The sequence below is a fragment of the Pseudomonas sp. R11-23-07 genome (assembly GCF_003852295.1).
Classification (GTDB): domain Bacteria; phylum Pseudomonadota; class Gammaproteobacteria; order Pseudomonadales; family Pseudomonadaceae; genus Aquipseudomonas.
The window spans coordinates 3,978,055-3,995,060 of record NZ_CP027761.1; the positions used below are offsets into that span (position 1 = coordinate 3,978,055).

At 61.5% G+C, this 17,006-nt stretch carries 12 protein-coding genes; 9 read left to right on the top strand and 3 right to left on the bottom strand.

What is annotated here, in order from left to right; translation table 11 throughout:
• Nucleotides 1–451: 451 nt before the first annotated feature.
• Nucleotides 452–4,363, bottom strand: coding sequence for an ATP-dependent RNA helicase HrpA (gene hrpA / locus C4J84_RS18195; RefSeq protein WP_124435881.1), 3,912 nt, complete (start codon nt 4,361–4,363; stop codon nt 452–454).
• A gap of 331 nt (nt 4,364–4,694) precedes the next feature.
• Between hrpA and C4J84_RS18200 the strand changes: the two genes are divergently transcribed.
• Nucleotides 4,695–5,933 carry a hypothetical protein gene (locus C4J84_RS18200; protein ID WP_124435882.1) on the top strand — a complete coding sequence of 413 codons (1,239 nt, stop codon included), beginning with the start codon at nt 4,695–4,697 and terminating at the stop codon, nt 5,931–5,933.
• A 133-nt stretch (nt 5,934–6,066) separates the two neighbouring features.
• Here C4J84_RS18200 and aceK read toward each other — a convergent pair whose 3' ends face one another.
• Nucleotides 6,067–7,797, bottom strand: coding sequence for a bifunctional isocitrate dehydrogenase kinase/phosphatase (gene aceK / locus C4J84_RS18205; RefSeq protein WP_124435883.1), 1,731 nt, complete (start codon nt 7,795–7,797; stop codon nt 6,067–6,069).
• Between the two features lie 153 nt (nt 7,798–7,950).
• Between aceK and C4J84_RS18210 the strand changes: the two genes are divergently transcribed.
• Nucleotides 7,951–8,865: a DMT family transporter gene (locus C4J84_RS18210; RefSeq protein WP_124435884.1), complete on the top strand. Its 915-nt coding sequence runs from the start codon at nt 7,951–7,953 to the stop codon at nt 8,863–8,865.
• 108 nt (nt 8,866–8,973) lie between these two features.
• Nucleotides 8,974–10,539 (top strand): PAS domain-containing methyl-accepting chemotaxis protein, encoded by a 1,566-nt coding sequence (locus C4J84_RS18215; protein WP_124371482.1) that lies wholly within the window; start codon nt 8,974–8,976, stop codon nt 10,537–10,539.
• A 95-nt stretch (nt 10,540–10,634) separates the two neighbouring features.
• Here the strand turns inward: C4J84_RS18215 and C4J84_RS18220 are convergent, their stop codons facing one another.
• Complete coding sequence (locus C4J84_RS18220) at nt 10,635–11,327, bottom strand: alpha/beta family hydrolase (protein ID WP_124371483.1); 693 nt, start codon at nt 11,325–11,327, stop codon at nt 10,635–10,637.
• 79 nt (nt 11,328–11,406) lie between these two features.
• On the opposite strand from C4J84_RS18220, the gene ccoN (C4J84_RS18225) reads away from it, so the two are divergent.
• The 6 genes from ccoN (C4J84_RS18225) (at nt 11,407) to ccoO (C4J84_RS18250) (ending at nt 17,005) form a co-directional block, all read left to right on the top strand.
• Nucleotides 11,407–12,831, top strand: a complete 1,425-nt coding sequence (ccoN, locus tag C4J84_RS18225) for a cytochrome-c oxidase, cbb3-type subunit I (RefSeq protein WP_124363880.1) — start codon at nt 11,407–11,409, stop codon at nt 12,829–12,831.
• A gap of 10 nt (nt 12,832–12,841) precedes the next feature.
• The gene (ccoO, locus tag C4J84_RS18230) at nt 12,842–13,450 is read left to right on the top strand and encodes a cytochrome-c oxidase, cbb3-type subunit II (RefSeq protein ID WP_124435885.1); all 609 of its coding nucleotides are present in this window, start codon (nt 12,842–12,844) and stop codon (nt 13,448–13,450) included.
• Between the two features lie 3 nt (nt 13,451–13,453).
• Nucleotides 13,454–13,654, top strand: coding sequence for a cbb3-type cytochrome c oxidase subunit 3 (locus C4J84_RS18235; protein ID WP_124363882.1), 201 nt, complete (start codon nt 13,454–13,456; stop codon nt 13,652–13,654).
• Nucleotides 13,651–14,598 (top strand): cytochrome-c oxidase, cbb3-type subunit III, encoded by a 948-nt coding sequence (gene ccoP, locus C4J84_RS18240; protein WP_124435886.1) that lies wholly within the window; start codon nt 13,651–13,653, stop codon nt 14,596–14,598. The genes C4J84_RS18235 and ccoP overlap by 4 nt, the downstream gene beginning before the upstream one ends.
• A 356-nt stretch (nt 14,599–14,954) precedes the next feature.
• Complete coding sequence (gene ccoN, locus C4J84_RS18245) at nt 14,955–16,397, top strand: cytochrome-c oxidase, cbb3-type subunit I (RefSeq protein ID WP_124363884.1); 1,443 nt, start codon at nt 14,955–14,957, stop codon at nt 16,395–16,397.
• Nucleotides 16,397–17,005: a cytochrome-c oxidase, cbb3-type subunit II gene (ccoO, locus tag C4J84_RS18250; protein WP_124371486.1), complete on the top strand. Its 609-nt coding sequence runs from the start codon at nt 16,397–16,399 to the stop codon at nt 17,003–17,005. Before ccoN (C4J84_RS18245) ends, ccoO (C4J84_RS18250) begins: the two co-directional genes overlap by 1 nt.
• Nucleotide 17,006 lies beyond the last annotated feature (1 nt).

The following is a 17,006-nucleotide window of genomic DNA, read 5'->3' on the forward strand; positions in this document are numbered from 1 at the left end:
GTGTGCCCGTAATCCGACAGCGATTTGGGGGGCCGCCGCCACGCGCCATCCATGGCGCGGGGCGGCTAAACCGGCATCCCTGCCGGTTTACCCCCCAAATCACTGTCGAATTCCGGCCAGCGTGGTTTAACGGGGCGCTTAAGATCAAGAGCGGCTCGCTTCGCATCGTGGTTACTGTTGGCTGCTACAAAGTTGTGTAGATACCTATGGCTGTCGGGGGCAAGCCCTAATGCCAGTCAGTTAAGCGTACACCACCGTCTGTAGGAGCGAGCTTGCTCGCGAAAAACGTCAACGATAACGCGTGCTTCCTGAATAAACGCGGTGCCTGTCAGTTTTTCGCGAGCAAGGGCTAGCCGCCCGCCTCGCTCCTACAAAAAGCCTTAACTGACTGGCATTAGGGCAAGCCCCCTCCCACATTTGACCCTGTTCAGTTCAGGAAACCGGGAATGCTTCAGGGCTCTACCTGGCTCCATTGTTTGCTCAAGCGCTTATCGGAAATCGGCACCTTGGTCCCCAGTTGTTGGGCAAACAACGACACCCGGTACTCTTCCAGCCACCAGCGATAGAGCTCCAGCTGCGGATCACGCTTGCCTTCCTGGGCGTGTTTATTCAGGCGACTCTGGTACTGCGCCCACAGGCCACTCAGCTCGGCGCTCCACACACGGTCCTTCTGCACCTGGCTCGGCAGTTTTTCCAGGCGCAGCTCGATGGCCTTGAGGAAACGCGGCAGCTCCTTGAACCATTGGGCCGGGGTCTCGCGCACAAACCCTGGGTACACCAGGTTGCTCAGTTGCTGCTTGATATCGTTCAAGGCCACCGCCTGGGCGAGGTCGATCTTGCCTTTGAAGCGTTTTTGCAGGCCGTGCCAGAGTTTCAGCACTTCCAGGGTCAGGCGCGCCAGACGCTCGGCCTGTTCGGTCCAACCGCCACGTTTGCGCTCGGCCAGCGCGGCCAGCCCAGCGCCATCGCGCGGCAACGCGGCTTCGCCTTCCAATACGCAGGTATCGAGGCTGGCCAGCAGGATATCTTCCACCAGCGCCTCGACACGACCCAGTTCGCGGTACATCAGGCCCAATTCGGTCAGGCCCGGCAATTTTCCGCGCAGGAATTTCGCCGGTTCCGCCAGTTGCTGCATCAACAGGCGCTGCAAGGCACGCCGATGCTGGAACTCGGCCTCGGCGGCCGTGGAGAAACGCCCTTCCTTGACCGTGCCGTTTTCTTCCACCAGCGCGGGGTACACCGTCATCGACAGGCCGGCGATGTTTTGCTGGGTTTTTTCGGCCACCGGTGCAAACACCTTGGCGTGCACCGGCTGCTGGCTTTTCGCGGTTTGCGGCACCGCCAGGGCGGCCTGGCTGGCTTCGGCGAAACGCGCGGTCAGCTGTGCCAGGTCACGGCCTTCGCCGAGGAATTTGCCCTCGCCGTCAACCACTTCCAGGTTCATCTTCAGATGGTTTTCCACCTGCTGCGCGGCCTCCGCCCAGGCTTCATCGCTGCCCCGCGCACCGGTCATGCGCAACAGTTCGCGACCCAATGCCTGGGGCAGTGAACCCTGGCCAAACTCGATGCGCTGCAGCGCCGCCTTGACGAAATCCGGCACCGGCACGAAGTTTTTGCGCAGCGCCTTGGGCAGGTTACGCACCAGGGCGATGCACTTGGCTTCGATGACTCCCGGCACCAGCCATTCCAGGCGCTCGGCGGGCAACGCCGGCAACAGCGGCGCCGGCACGCGCAGGGTTACGCCGTCGCGCGGGTGGTTGGGCTCGAAGTGGTAACTCAAGGCCAGCGCCAGGTCGCCCAGGTGCAGAGTGTCCGGGTAATGCGCGGCGGTGACTTCACTGGCTTCGCGGGCCAGCACGTCTTCCTCGCGCATGATCAGCAGTTGCGGGTCTTTCTGGCTGTTGACCTTGTACCAGCTGTCGAACGTGGCGGTCTGGTGGATCTCTGCCGGCAAACGCGCATCGTAGAAGGCGTAGAGGGTTTCCTCGTCGGCCAGGATGTCGCGACGGCGCGCCTTGGCTTCCAGTTCGTCGAGCTGCTCCAGCAGTTGCTGGTTGGCCGTGAGGCACTTGGCTCGGGACTGGATTTCTCCACGCACCAGGCCTTCGCGAATGAACAGCTCGCGGGACACCACCGGGTCGATCGGCCCGTAATGCACCGGCCGGCGTCCAACCACGATCAGCCCGAACAGTGTGATCTGTTCAAACGCCACCACCTGGCCGCGCTTTTTCTCCCAATGGGGTTCGAAGTGGTTTTTCTTGATCAGGTGACCGGCCAGTGGCTCGATCCAGTCGGCGTCGATCTTGGCCACCATGCGCGCATACAGCTTGGTGGTTTCCACCAATTCAGCGGTCATCAGCCATTGCGGGCGCTTCTTGCCAATGCCCGAAGAAGGATGAATCCAGAAACGCCGCTGCCGGGCACCGAGGTAGTCGCCGTCCTCGGTCTTCTGGCCGATCTGGCTGAGCAAGCCGGACAGCACCGCCTTGTGCAATTTCGGGAAGTCCGCCGGTTCCTTGTTGATCGTCAGCTGCATGTCGCGACAGATCAGGCTCAACTGGCGATGGGAATCGCGCCACTCGCGCAGGCGCAGGTAGTTAAGGAAGTTTTTGCGACACCAATTACGCAGCGGGCTGGCGGTGAGTGCCTGGCGCTGTTCTTCAAAGCCGCGCCAAAGGTTGACCAGACCGGCGAAGTCCGAATCCGGGTCTTTCCACTGCGTATGGGCCTGGTCGGCGGCCTGCTGGCGTTCCGGCGGGCGCTCGCGCGGGTCCTGGATCGACATGGCGCTGGCCACGATCAGCACTTCCTGCAAGCTGCCGAGCTTGGCGGCTTCGAGCAGCATGCGGCCCATGCGCGGATCCACCGGCAAGCGCGCCAGTTGGCGGCCCAATGGTGTGAGCTGGCTGTTACGGTCCACCGCCGACAGCTCTTGCAGCAGGTTGAAACCGTCGCTGATGGCCTTGCCATCCGGCGGTTCGATAAACGGGAAGTCGGTGATTTCACCCAGGCGCAGGTGCAGCATCTGCAGGATCACGGCGGCGAGGTTGGTGCGCAGGATCTCAGGGTCGGTAAATTCCGGGCGCCCGATAAAGTCCTCTTCGCTGTACAAGCGAATGCAGATGCCCGGCTCGACCCGGCCGCAACGGCCTTTTCGCTGGTTGGCGCTGGCCTGGGAAATCGCCTCGATCGGCAAGCGTTGCACCTTGGCGCGGTAGCTGTAGCGGCTGATGCGTGCGGTGCCGCTGTCGATCACATAACGAATGCCCGGCACGGTCAGCGAGGTTTCCGCGACGTTGGTTGCCAGCACCACGCGCCGGCCTGGGTGTGATTGGAAAATGCGTTGTTGCTCGGCGGGTGACAGGCGCGCATACAGCGGCAGGATCTCAGTGTGCTTGAGCTGCGCCTTACGCAGCATCTCGGCGGCGTCGCGGATTTCGCGTTCGCCGGGCAGGAACACCAGCACATCACCGGGGCTGCGGCGTTCGCTGCGCTCGTAGGCGGCGATTTCGTCGAGGGTGGCCAGGATCGCCTGGTCGACGGTCAAGTCATCCTCGACGCGATTGCCCTCCTCGTCCTGCTCCAGGGTCAGCGGGCGGTACCAGGTGTCCACCGGGAAGGTACGGCCTGACACCTCCACGATGGGCGCATCGTCGAAATGCTTGGAGAAACGCTCCAGGTCGATGGTCGCGGAGGTGATGATGACTTTCAGGTCCGGGCGACGCGGCAGCAGGGTCTTGAGGTAACCCAGCAGGAAGTCGATGTTCAGGCTGCGCTCATGGGCTTCGTCGACGATGATCGTGTCGTAGCGCTCCAGGTAGCGGTCGTTCTGGGTTTCCGCCAGTAGAATACCGTCGGTCATCAGTTTGATCAGCGTATTGGAGTCGCTCTGGTCCTCGAAGCGCACCTGATAGCCGACCAACGCGCCGAGCGGCGTGGCCAGCTCTTCGGCAACCCGGCTGGCAACGCTGCGCGCGGCAATCCGGCGTGGCTGGGTGTGGCCGATCAGGCCGAACTGGCCACGGCCGATCTCCAGGCAAATCTTCGGCAACTGGGTAGTTTTACCCGAACCGGTCTCACCGGCGATGATCAGCACCTGGTGCTTGTTCAGCGCGGCCTTGATTTCATCGCGCTTGGCGGCAATCGGCAGGCTGTCGTCGTAACGAATCACCGGCAGGCTGTCCCGCCGCGCCGTGACCTGGGCGCAGGACGCCTGCATACGCGATACCCACTGCGCCAGCTTCTGCTCATCGGGCTTCTTGCGCAGCTCAAGCAACTGGCGCCGCAAGCGGTTGCGGTCGGCAAGCATGGCGTGATCGAGGGTTTTAAGCAGTTGGTCGATGGTGGGCGCTTGGTCGGTCATCAGGTACGCAAAGGTCTTTTAATGAGGCAGGTAAGCCTGCGGTGACATGATCGTAGACGGCAATTGTCGCAGATTTCTGTCCTTGTAAACGAGCCAAGCCCTTTCTTCACGGCAACACGGCCGCTTCATACGCGTGAGCCGGCTATTTTTAGCTCGACGGGGTCGTGCCACCTACTCTCTCATTCGACTTTTCACGCAGGGCTATCAGAACGCGCATCTGGCCTGGTGACGATCCGGCGCGATTTACTGCGGCACGCGCCCCCACCCGCACACCCACCCCACGCGGCTCGCCAAGGAAAAACCTCATGCCCACCGTATCGGAGAAACCATTATGTTCGGATCAAAACCATTGCCCGCCTACCAACCCGGCGGCGCCGTGGGCAGGCTGTTCCAGCAAACCTACGCCATCCATGAAGCGGTGGTTGAAAGCCTGGTAGGGCAAGGCCAGCGGCACATGCTCGATAAATGCCGGCGCCTTGAACACGCATTGTTTGGCCCTATCAGTCGAATGCCCGACCGTGCCGCGCAGGAAAAAGGCCATCAGCTTCAGGCCTGGATGCACAGTTCAAGGATTGATGAAGCGCTTGCAGCCTTAGACCAGGAAAGCCACAAACACTTCGCCGTGCAGCCGGATGACAAAACAAGCCTGCACGCCCTCCAGCAACGCTACGAGCAACTGACCGCTCGCGTGGAGCGCCGCGACGCCCTGCTGGGTCGACGCGCAGCGTGGGCCGCCGCCATCGCGCCACCGTCCTGCGAGCTGGACCCGGTAACGGTTGCCGTCCTGCCGCCTGCACCCCTGAGCAACCAGCTGAGTGGGCACACGCTGGAACAGGCGGTCAAACATATCAACGCTCTGGAGAAGGAGATTGCCCTGCTGGACAACCACATCAGGCAAGAGCCGCAGCCTCTGTCTCACGCCGAGGAAGACATCTTTCTCAGGCAACGCAACGCCATGACCGAGTCTCGCAATGCATGGGCAACGGGCCGTTTGAAAGGCAGCAGCCAATTCAAATCCTCCGTTGGCCTGGCCCCGGAGCGTAAACGCCTGGAGCAGAGTCTGGAGCGGCACAAGCAACTGGCACCGGTGGAACTGACACTCCACCGACTGGAACGCACAGTCGAGACCGTGCAGCGCAACGGCCTGGGGGAGAAACTCTCGGCCCAGGCGGTCGATGCCGCACGGGACGTCTTGGTGAATTTGCGCGACGCCTGGCGCAACGGCAACCTTGATGGCAGCTCGATTGAGGGCATGAACCCTGCGCTGCTGCTGACCCCGCCAAACAACCGCCGAATCAAACTGGAATTGGCCGTCATCGAAAAGGCCTTTGTACAACTGAACACAGTGCCCCGTACGGAACAGGCTGGCATTGCCGAGGAACGTGCGCAGTTCAAGGCAGTGATTGATTCCGCAAACAACATGCACGTCAAACATGCGGCGATCAGTCAACTTAAAGAACGCAATAAACAGCGAGCGCTGGTCGCTGAACTGAACACCGATTTGCGCACTATCTACACCGATCTGACAAACACGCTGGCCCTTCATCGCTTGACCGCTACGCAACCGTAACGCATAGCGATTTAAACAACCGTACACCAGCTTCAACCCAGCCCGGCCAAAAGAGCTCGACCACGCGCTTCAAAAACAGGCGCCCAGTGGCTGATTGCACATCGCAGTCGGCCACTGGGCCACGCTTACCTCTTCAACTCGCCAGCCCCTCTTCATCACGCGGGTCCTTGCGCCGATACGGAAACACGTCAATCACCTTCCCCCCGCGAATGGCCTCCTGCAGCCCTTTCCAATAGTCCGCGTTATACAGCTCACCATGCAGCTCATCGAACAGCTTGCGCTGGCCGGCGTCGGCGAACAGAAAAGGCGGGAATTCCTCAGGAAACACATCCAGCGGGCCAATGGAGTACCACGGTTCAGAGGCCATTTCATCCTCTGGGGTACGCGGCGCGGGGATGTGGCGGAAGTTGGCTTCGGTGAGAAAGCAGATTTCATCGTAGTCGTAGAACACCACCCGGCCGTGACGGGTGACGCCGAAGTTCTTCAGCAGCATGTCACCGGGAAAGATATTCGCCGCCGCCAACTGCTTGATCGCCAGCCCGTAGTCTTCCAGGGCTTCGCGCACCTGGGCGGGATTGGCGTTTTCCAGGTAGAGGTTGAGCGGGGTCATGCGCCGTTCGGTCCAGCAGTGCCGGATCAGCACGGTGTCACCTTCCACTTCGACGGTGCCGGCGGCCACTTCCAACAACTCGGCGAGGCAGTCGGGCTCGAACTTGCTCAAGGGAAAGCGGAAGTCGGCGAACTCCTGGGTATCGGCCATGCGCCCCACGCGGTCGACACTTTTGACCAGGCGATACTTCTCGATCACCGTGGCGCGGTTGACGTTTTTCGACGGTGAGAAACGGTCCTTGATGATCTTGAACACGGTGTTGAAGCCCGGCAGGGTAAACACGCTCATGACCATGCCACGCACGCCCGGCGCCATGATGAACTGGTCATCGGTGGTGGCCAGGTGATTGATCAGGGCGCGGTAGAACTCCGACTTGCCGTGTTTATAGAAGCCAATGGACGTGTACAGCTCGGCGATATGCTTGCCGGGCAGGATGCGCTTGAGAAAGTCGATGAACTCGGCAGGCACGGGCACGTCGACCATGAAATAGGAGCGCGTAAAGGAAAAGATGATCGACACCTCAGCTTCGTCGGTGATCAACGCATCGATCTGAATACCCCGCCCTTCGCGGTGCAGCAATGGGATCACCAGCGGCCATTGTTCGTCGCGGGTGTAAATACGCCCCACCAGGTAGGCGCCTTTATTGCGGTAGAGCACCGAGGAAAACAGCTCGACGTTCAGGTCCGGGTCTTTGCACACCCAGTCCGGCAAGTTTTCGCGCAGTTGGGCTTCCAGGCGTTGCAGGTCGGCAGGCAAGTCGGCGTAGGGTTCACTGAAGCTGTAGTCCGCAAAAATCTGCGCAAGCATCTGCGCCATGTTGCCTGCAGGCGTGTAGATGCGGGTCTGCGCCGCCCGCGCCAGACGCTGTGTGGGGCGCGTGGTGTGGATAAACATGCAGCCGTCGCTGATCAGGTCATGGCTGAACAGGCTGCAGAAGACCGAGTTGTACCAAGTTTCGGACAGCTCATCGTCAAAGCGCAGGTCGATCAGGCCGATGTAGGCGCTTTTCACCTGGGGCCACAGCTCGATGTCCTGCAACACGCCCGCCTCGAAAGCAGCCCGCAGACGCGCCGTGACCTCACCCACTTTATCTTCATACAGGCTGATGCGCGCCGCCGAAGCGGCTTGCCCTTGCTGCCATTGGGCCTTTTCGAAACGCTCGCGGGCGCCATCGGTGATCTGGCGAAAGTGCTCACGGTAGTCGTCGAAACCGTCGAGGATCATCCGGGCGATAGCAAGGGCGGACTGCGGCATGCGGAAAACCTCGAACGGGTATCGGGAAGCCCTGAGCTTAGCCAGTGAACCCCGGCAGGAGAAGGAGGATTTTTCATCGGCCGCCGTACTTAGCGATTGTGTCGACCGGAACGCTGGGCAACACTCCCCGGCCTGATCGTGTAGAAGTTTTCCGTGAAACCTGTCGACACTCTGTACTTGCTGGGGCTGGCCGCCATCTGGGGCGCGAGCTTCCTGTTTATGCGCATCATCGCGCCGGAAATCGGCAGCGTGCCGACTGCGTTTTTCCGCGTGTCGATTGCCGCCGCAGGCTTGTTGGTGATCCTGGCGTTGATGCGCGTGAGCTGGGATTTCCAGGGTAAGTTCAAGACGGTGCTGCTGCTGGGCGTAATCAACTCAGGGATCCCGGCGACCATGTACTCGGTGGCGGCGCAGGTATTGCCCGCGGGTTATTCGGCGATCTTCAATGCCACCACGCCGCTGATGGGCGTACTGATTGGCGGGTTGTTCTTCAGCGAACGCCTGACACCGTCGAAAATCGCGGGTGTAGCCCTGGGGCTGTTTGGCGTGGCCGTGCTCACGCGTGCGGGACCGGTGGCCTTTGATCTGGAATTGTTGATGGGCGCACTGGCGTGCCTGCTGGCGACCACCTGCTATGGCTTTGCCGGTTTTCTGGCGCGGCGCTGGCTGGATCAGCGCGGCGGGTTGGACAGCCGCCTGTCGGCCTTGGGCAGCATGCTGGGCGCTACATTGTTCTTGCTGCCGTTGTTTGCCTACAGCGCCATCAGTCAGCCGCCGGCGAGTTGGGGAGGCTGGCAGGTATGGGCGTCGCTGCTGGGGTTGGGGCTGGTGTGCACGGCGTTCGCCTACATCCTGTATTTTCGCCTGCTGTCCTCCATCGGCCCGGTCAAGTCGATGACCGTGACCTTCATGATCCCGCCGTTCGGCGTGCTGTGGGGCGCGCTGCTGCTGGATGAGCCGCTGTCGATGGCCCACGTATATGGCGGGGTGTTGATCGCCGGCGCGTTGTGGCTGGTGTTGCGGCCACAAAAAGCTCGGGTCGAGGATGCGCTGTCAGCCTCACAGTGAGGGCTCGGCGGTTTGCGCGCGACATTGCCAGCGGATTGTTGCAAAAATAAGTTAAATAAATGCCCTGCATGGCCGATAACCCCTGAAAGCCTTGCGGATTGAACAATCATGCGTAATAACCAACCCGTTACCCAGCGCGAACGTACCTTCCCCGCTCAGCAACGGTTGATCTCCACCACAGACGCCAAGGGTGTGATCACCTACTGCAACGACGCCTTTGTCGAAATCAGTGGGTTCACCCGCGACGAACTGACCCGTGCCCCGCACAATCTGGTGCGTCACCCGGACGTTCCGGCGGCGGTGTTCGCGCACATGTGGTCGACGCTCAAACAAGGCTTGCCATGGATGGGCATTGTCAAGAATCGCTGCAAGACCGGTGACCACTACTGGGTTAACGCCTATGTGACACCGGTCTTCGACGGCAACCAGGTGATCGGCTACGAATCGGTGCGCATCAAGCCCACCGCCGAGCAGATCCGCCGGGCCGAAGCGCTCTATCAACGCATCAACCAGGGCAAGTCGGCCGTTCCCCAGCGGGACAAGTGGCTACCGGTGCTGCAAGACTGGCTGCCGTTTATCCTGGTCAGCCAATTGAGCTTCATGATCGGTGCCACCCTCACGTCCCAGTGGGGTTTCGCCTTGGCGGCAGCGCTGTCGGTGCCGTTGGGCCTGTTGGGCCTGAGCTGGCAACAGCGCGGCCTCAAGCGTTTGCTGCGCCTGGCCGAGCAGACCACCTCCGACCCGTTGATCGCGCAGATGTACACCGACAGCCGCGGCGCCCAGGCGCGGCTGGAAATGTCGATCCTCAGCCAGGAAGCACGTCTGAAGACCTGCCTCACCCGCCTGCAGGACACTGCCGAACACCTCAACGACCAAGCCGCGCAGTCCAACACCCTGGCGCACAACAGCTCCAGCGGCCTGGAACGCCAGCGCGTGGAGACGGAACAGGTGGCCACTGCGGTCAACCAGATGGCGGCGACCACCCAGGAAGTCGCCAGCCACGTGCAGCGCACGGCAGATGCCACCCAGGAAGCCAATCGCCTGACCGGTCGCGGCCGCGATATCGCAGGGGAAACCCGTGAGGCGATTCAGCGCTTGTCGGTGGCCGTGGGCGAAACCGGTATCACCGTCACGCAATTGGCCAAGGACAGCGATGAAATCGGCGGCGTGGTGGATGTGATCAAAGGCATTGCCGACCAGACCAACCTGCTGGCCTTGAACGCCGCTATCGAGGCGGCGCGCGCCGGTGAGATGGGCCGTGGGTTTGCGGTGGTGGCGGATGAAGTACGCCAGTTGGCGCAACGCACCGCCGAATCGACCGGGCAGATCCATACCCTGATCGCCAAGCTGCAGCAGACGGCCGCCGCCGCCGTGCAAACCATGGACGCCGGGCATCGCCAGGCTGAAGAGGGCGTGGCACGGGTGATGGAAGCGGATCAGGCGCTGGTCGGCATCAGTGAGGCGGTGGCGAATATTACCGACATGACGGCCCAAATCGCTGCGGCGACCGAGGAGCAGAGCTCGGTGGCCGAGGAGATCAGCCGCAATATCAGCACCATTGCGCTGCTGGCGGACCAGACCTCGGAGCAGGCGATGAGCTCGGCGCAATTGAGTGAAGAGTTGACGCATACCGCCAATACCCAGTACTCGCTGGTGGAGCGGTTTAACCGGTAGACCGCTATCGGGGGCAAGCCCCCTCCCACATTTTGACCACATTCCAAATTTGGAACTCGGTCAAATGTGGGAGGGGGCTTGCCCCCGATAGGTCCCTAACAGGCACCAAGAAACCCAGCCACCTTCACCGCCGCAGCCTCCAGATGCTGCTCATGACTAAACCCCGAAGCCTTCAACGGCTTCAAATCATGATCCCCCGCCACCAGCCACATCACCTCGATGCCCGGCGACAGCTCATACCCCTCCACCGCCGCCCGATTACCCAGTGCATCACGCTCGCCCTGCACAATCAGCGTCGGCGTCTTAAGCGCAGCCAAATGCTCTACCCGAGGTTTTTCCGGCTTGCCCACCGCATAGAACGGATAGCCCAGGCACACCAACCCAGCGTCGTCCAGTTCATCGGCCAATAAACTGGCCATCCGCCCGCCCATGGATTTGCCGCCTATCGCCACCTTGCCCGCGACATGACGCCGCACCAGGGCATACACCTCCCGCCACGCCTCCAGCAGTTTCGGCGCCGGGTTCGGTGGGCGCTTGCCGCCCTCCAATCGGCGCTGGGCCATGTAGGGAAACTCGAAGCGCACGACGTTGACGCCATGCCCGGCAAGGCGCGCAGCCATGTCGTTCATGAACGCCGAGTCCATCGGCGCACCGGCGCCGTGGGCCAGGATCAAGGTGACGGGCTCGCCTGAAACCGCCTGCGCTGCGACATCCCATAACCAGCCGCGTTCACGCACACACTGCGCCCATTGATCCCCGTCAATACTGGCCTTGTGCTCTTTGCCCATGCTTGCCTCGCTATTTAGTCTGCCTATAACTCCAGCCCAAGTGCCGCTCCGGCTTGGGTTGAACCGTGGATGGGGAACCATGAACACTACTTTAAGTACCGCCTATAACTACAAGGTGGTCCGCCAATTCGCCATTATGACGGTGGTGTGGGGCATCGTCGGCATGGGCCTCGGGGTTTTTCTCGCGGCCCAATTGGTTTGGCCTGCGCTCAACTTCGATTTGCCCTGGACCAGCTTCGGTCGCCTGCGCCCGCTGCACACCAACGCCGTGATCTTTGCCTTCGGTGGCTGCGCACTGTTCGCCAGCTCCTTCTATTCGGTGCAGCGCACCTGCCAGACACAGCTATTCGCACCGAAAATCGCCGCGTTCTGCTTCTGGGGCTGGCAGCTCGTCATCCTGTTGGCCGCGATCAGCCTGCCGCTGGGCTACACCAGTTCCAAGGAATACGCCGAGCTGGAATGGCCGATCGACATCCTGATCACCATCGTCTGGGTGGCCTACGCCATCGTGTTCTTCGGCACGATCATGAAGCGCAACACCAAGCACATCTATGTGGGTAACTGGTTTTTCGGCGCATTCATCATCACCGTGGCGATCCTGCATATCGTCAACAACCTGGAAATCCCGGTCAGCCTGACCAAGTCCTACTCGCTGTACGGCGGTGCGACGGATGCCATGGTGCAGTGGTGGTACGGGCATAACGCTGTAGGCTTTTTCCTCACTGCCGGCTTCCTCGGGATGATGTACTACTTCGTGCCCAAGCAGGCCGAACGCCCGGTGTATTCGTATCGTTTGTCCATCGTGCACTTCTGGGCGCTGATCACCCTGTATATCTGGGCCGGCCCCCACCACCTGCACTACACCGCGTTGCCGGATTGGGCACAGTCATTGGGCATGGTGATGTCGCTGGTGCTGCTGGCACCGAGCTGGGGCGGCATGATCAACGGCATGATGACGCTCTCGGGCGCCTGGCATAAGTTGCGCAGCGACCCGATCCTGCGCTTCCTCGTGGTGTCCCTGGCGTTCTACGGCATGTCCACTTTCGAGGGCCCGATGATGGCGATCAAGACCGTCAACGCCCTCTCCCACTACACCGACTGGACCATCGGCCACGTACACGCCGGCGCACTCGGTTGGGTGGCGATGATTTCCATCGGCGCGCTGTACCACATGATCCCCAAAGTCTTCGGGCGTGAGCAGATGTACAGCCTCGGCCTGATCAACGCGCACTTCTGGCTGGCCACTATCGGCACCGTGCTCTACATCGCTTCGATGTGGGTCAACGGCATCGCCCAGGGCCTGATGTGGCGTGCGATCAATGAGGACGGCACCCTGACCTACTCCTTCGTCGAAACCCTGGTGGCCAGCCACCCGGGCTACATCGTGCGGCTGGTGGGCGGTGCGGTGTTCCTCAGCGGCATGTTCCTGATGGCTTACAACACATGGCGCACCGTGCGCGCGGTGCAGCCCGCCGACGCCGTGCCTGTCGCGCAACTGGCCTGAGGAGGTTGTGATGAAACACGAAGTCATTGAAAAAAACGTCGGCCTGCTGATGCTGCTGATGGTGCTCGCCGTGAGCATCGGCGGCCTGACCCAGATCGTCCCGCTGTTCTTCCAGGACGTGACCAACAAGCCGGTCGAAGGCATGAAACCCTACACCGCGCTGCAGCTGGAGGGCCGCGACATCTACATCCGTGAAGGCTGCGTGCAGTGCCACTCGCAGATGATCCGCCCGTTCCGCGCCGAGACCGAACGCTACGGCCATTACTCGGTGGCCGGCGAAAGCGTGTGGGACCACCCGTTCCTGTGGGGCTCCAAGCGCACCGGGCCGGACCTGGCCCGCGTGGGCGCACGCTACTCGGACGACTGGCACCGCGCGCACCTGTACAACCCGCGCAACGTGGTGCCCGAGTCGAAAATGCCGGCCTATCCGTGGCTGGTGACGGCCCCGGTCGACAGCAGCCACACCGAGACCAAACTGAACGTCATGCGCACCCTGGGCGTGCCTTACACCGACGAAGACATTCGTGGCGCAGTCGCCAGCCTCAAGGGCAAGACCGAAATGGACGCGCTGGTTTCCTACCTGCAAGTGCTCGGCACTGCCATCAAGAGCAAGAGGTGAGCCATGGGATTTGAATTCGACGCGGGCACCATCCGGGGCCTCGGCACGCTGGTGGTCGCCATCGCTTTCATCGGCTTGTCGCTGTGGGTGTTCAACAACCGCCGCAACGCGGACTTCGAGCAGGCGCGCCTGCTGCCGTTCGCCGATGAACCTTCTCCCTCCGACGCTCAAGAAGCGCCCGCACCAAGGAGCACTCGGCCATGACTACCTTCTGGAGTACATGGATCTGCGTACTGACCCTCGGCAGCCTGATCGGCCTGACCTGGCTGTTGATCGGCACCCGCAAGGGCGAAACCCACGGCAGCGTCGACCAGACCATGGGCCACGCCTTCGACGGCATCGAGGAATACGACAACCCGCTGCCCCAGTGGTGGTTCATGATGTTTGTCGGCACGCTGGTGTTTGCCGTCGGCTACCTGGTCCTCTACCCGGGGCTGGGTAACTGGAAAGGCGTGTTGCCGGGCTATGAAGACGGCTGGACATCGACCAAGGAATGGGACAAGGAGATGACCAAGGCCGACGCCAGGTTCGGGCCGATCTACGCCAAATTCGCAGCGATGCCGGTGGAAGAAGTGGCCAAGGACCCGCAAGCCTTGAAGATGGGCGGTCGCCTGTTCGCCTCCAACTGCGCGGTGTGCCACGGCTCGGATGCCAAGGGCGCGTACGGTTTCCCCAACCTGGCAGACAGCCACTGGCGCTGGGGCGGTTCGGCCGCAGCGATCAAGGCCACCATCATGGGCGGTCGCCACGCGGCGATGCCGGCCTGGGGTGAAGTGCTGGGCGAGGATGGGGTGAAGAATGTTGCCGCGTATGTACGCCACGACCTGGCCAAGTTGCCCTTACCGGCCGACAGCACGGCGGACCTGGCGGCGGGCCAGGCCGCATTCAACACCACCTGCGTTGCCTGCCACGGGCCGCAGGGCCACGGTGTGGAAGCCATGGGCGCGCCAAACCTGACCGAGCCTGCAGGGTTTATCTACGGCACCAGCCTGGCGCAGCTGCAACAGACCATCCGTCATGGTCGCCAGGGCCAGATGCCTGCGCAGGAAGTGCTGCAAGGCAATGACAAGGTGCATCTGCTGGCGGCTTATGTTTATAGCCTTTCCCATAACGCTGACGGTGCAACGCCGGAAAGCCAACCTCAGTAACCATTAGCTGTGGCGAGGGAGCTTGCTCCCTCGCCACGGTTCGCCACTGCTTGCGCGACTAAGTGTCGCACCCTTCCCAAGACCAACTTTCCCCACCTCAGATTCGGGTCTACGCTTGCTTTCAAGCGAAGCGATTTCGGCGTACGCGACAACCGCTGTCGAGGCTCCGAAATTTTCTTGTCCACTCGATCAGCTTTCTATTTCTATTTTATCCTTACATCAAACATGGAAAGGGCGCAGAATCTGGCGTGGAACGCATTGATACAGGTCAGTCATTGCGTTGCAATGGCCCCTCGCTTTCTACATACTTGTGGCCGATTTTACCTATAAAAATACCTAAACCGTGGAACCTTAGAATGAGCACAGCAATCAGTCCGACTGCTTATAACTATAAGGTCGTTCGCCAGTTCGCCATCATGACGGTGGTCTGGGGGATCCTTGGCATGGGGCTCGGGGTGTTCATCGCCTCGCAACTGGTTTGGCCACAATTGAATTTCGACCTGCCCTGGACGACCTTCGGCCGCCTGCGCCCGCTGCACACCAACCTGGTGATCTTTGCCTTCGGTGGCTGTGCGCTGTTCGCCACCTCCTACTACGTTGTGCAACGCACCTGCCAGACACGACTGATTTCCGATGGCCTTGCCGCCTTTACCTTCTGGGGCTGGCAGGCGGTCATCGTCGGCGCCATCATCAGCCTGCCCCTGGGCTACACCACCACCAAGGAATACGCCGAGCTGGAATGGCCGATCGCCATTTTGCTCGCCATTGTGTGGGTGACGTACGCCGTGGTGTTCTTCGGCACCATCGTCAAGCGCAAGACCAAGCACATCTATGTCGGCAACTGGTTCTACGGGGCCTTCATCCTGGTCACGGCGATGCTGCACATCGTCAACCACGCGTCCCTGCCGGTCAGCCTGTTCAAATCCTACTCGGCCTATGCCGGCGCGACGGATGCGATGATCCAGTGGTGGTACGGGCATAATGCCGTGGGCTTTTTCCTCACCACCGGCTTCCTTGGGATGATGTACTACTTCGTGCCCAAGCAGGCCGAACGTCCCATCTACTCCTACCGCCTGTCCATCGTGCACTTCTGGGCGCTGATCACCCTGTACATCTGGGCCGGCCCGCACCACCTGCACTACACCGCGCTGCCGGACTGGGCGCAGTCGTTGGGCATGGCGATGTCGATCATCCTGCTGGCGCCGAGCTGGGGCGGCATGATCAACGGCATGATGACGCTCTCGGGCGCCTGGCATAAGCTGCGCACCGACCCGATCCTGCGCTTTCTGGTGGTTTCGCTGGCGTTCTACGGCATGTCGACCTTCGAAGGCCCGATGATGGCGATCAAGACCGTCAACTCGCTCTCCCACTACACCGACTGGACCATCGGCCACGTCCACGCCGGTGCCCTGGGCTGGGTGGCGATGATCTCCATCGGCGCGCTGTACCACATGATCCCCAAGCTGTTCGGGCGTGCGCAGATGCACAGTGTCGGGCTGATCAACACGCACTTCTGGCTGGCCACTATCGGCACCGTGCTCTACATCGCCTCGATGTGGGTCAACGGCATTACCCAGGGCCTGATGTGGCGTGCGATCAACGACGACGGCACCCTCACCTACTCGTTCGTCGAAGCGCTGCAAGCCAGCCACCCAGGCTATATCGTGCGCGCCCTGGGCGGTGCGTTCTTCGCCACCGGCATGCTGTTCATGGCCTACAACGTCTGGCGCACCGTGCGTGCCTCCGACCCTGAGCAAGCTGAAGCCGCCGCCAAGATCGCCGTCGTGGGAGCCCACTGATGAAGCATGAAGTAGTCGAGAAGAATATCGGCCTGCTGGCCTTCTTCATGGTCATCGCCGTGAGCATCGGCGGCCTGACCCAGATCGTCCCGCTGTTCTTCCAGGACGTGACCAACAAGCCGGTCGAAGGCATGAAGCCGCGCACCGCCCTCGAACTGGAAGGCCGCGACGTCTATATCGCCAACGGTTGCGTGGGCTGCCACTCACAGATGATCCGCCCGTTCCGCGCCGAAACCGAACGCTATGGCCACTACTCGGTCGCCGGTGAAAGCGTGTGGGACCACCCGTTCCTGTGGGGTTCCAAGCGCACTGGCCCGGACCTGGCGCGCGTTGGCGGGCGTTACTCCGATGACTGGCACCGTGCGCACTTGTACAACCCGCGCAACGTGGTGCCGGAGTCGAAAATGCCGGCATACCCGTTCCTGGTGGAAAACAAGCTCGACGGCAAGGACACCGCGAAAAAAATGGAAGTCCTGCGCACCCTGGGCGTGCCCTACACCGACGAAGACATCGCCGGTGCGGCAGCCGCCGTCAAAGGCAAGACCGAAATGGACGCATTGGTGGCCTACCTGCAGGGCCTTGGCACCCTCATCAAAAGCAAACGGTGAC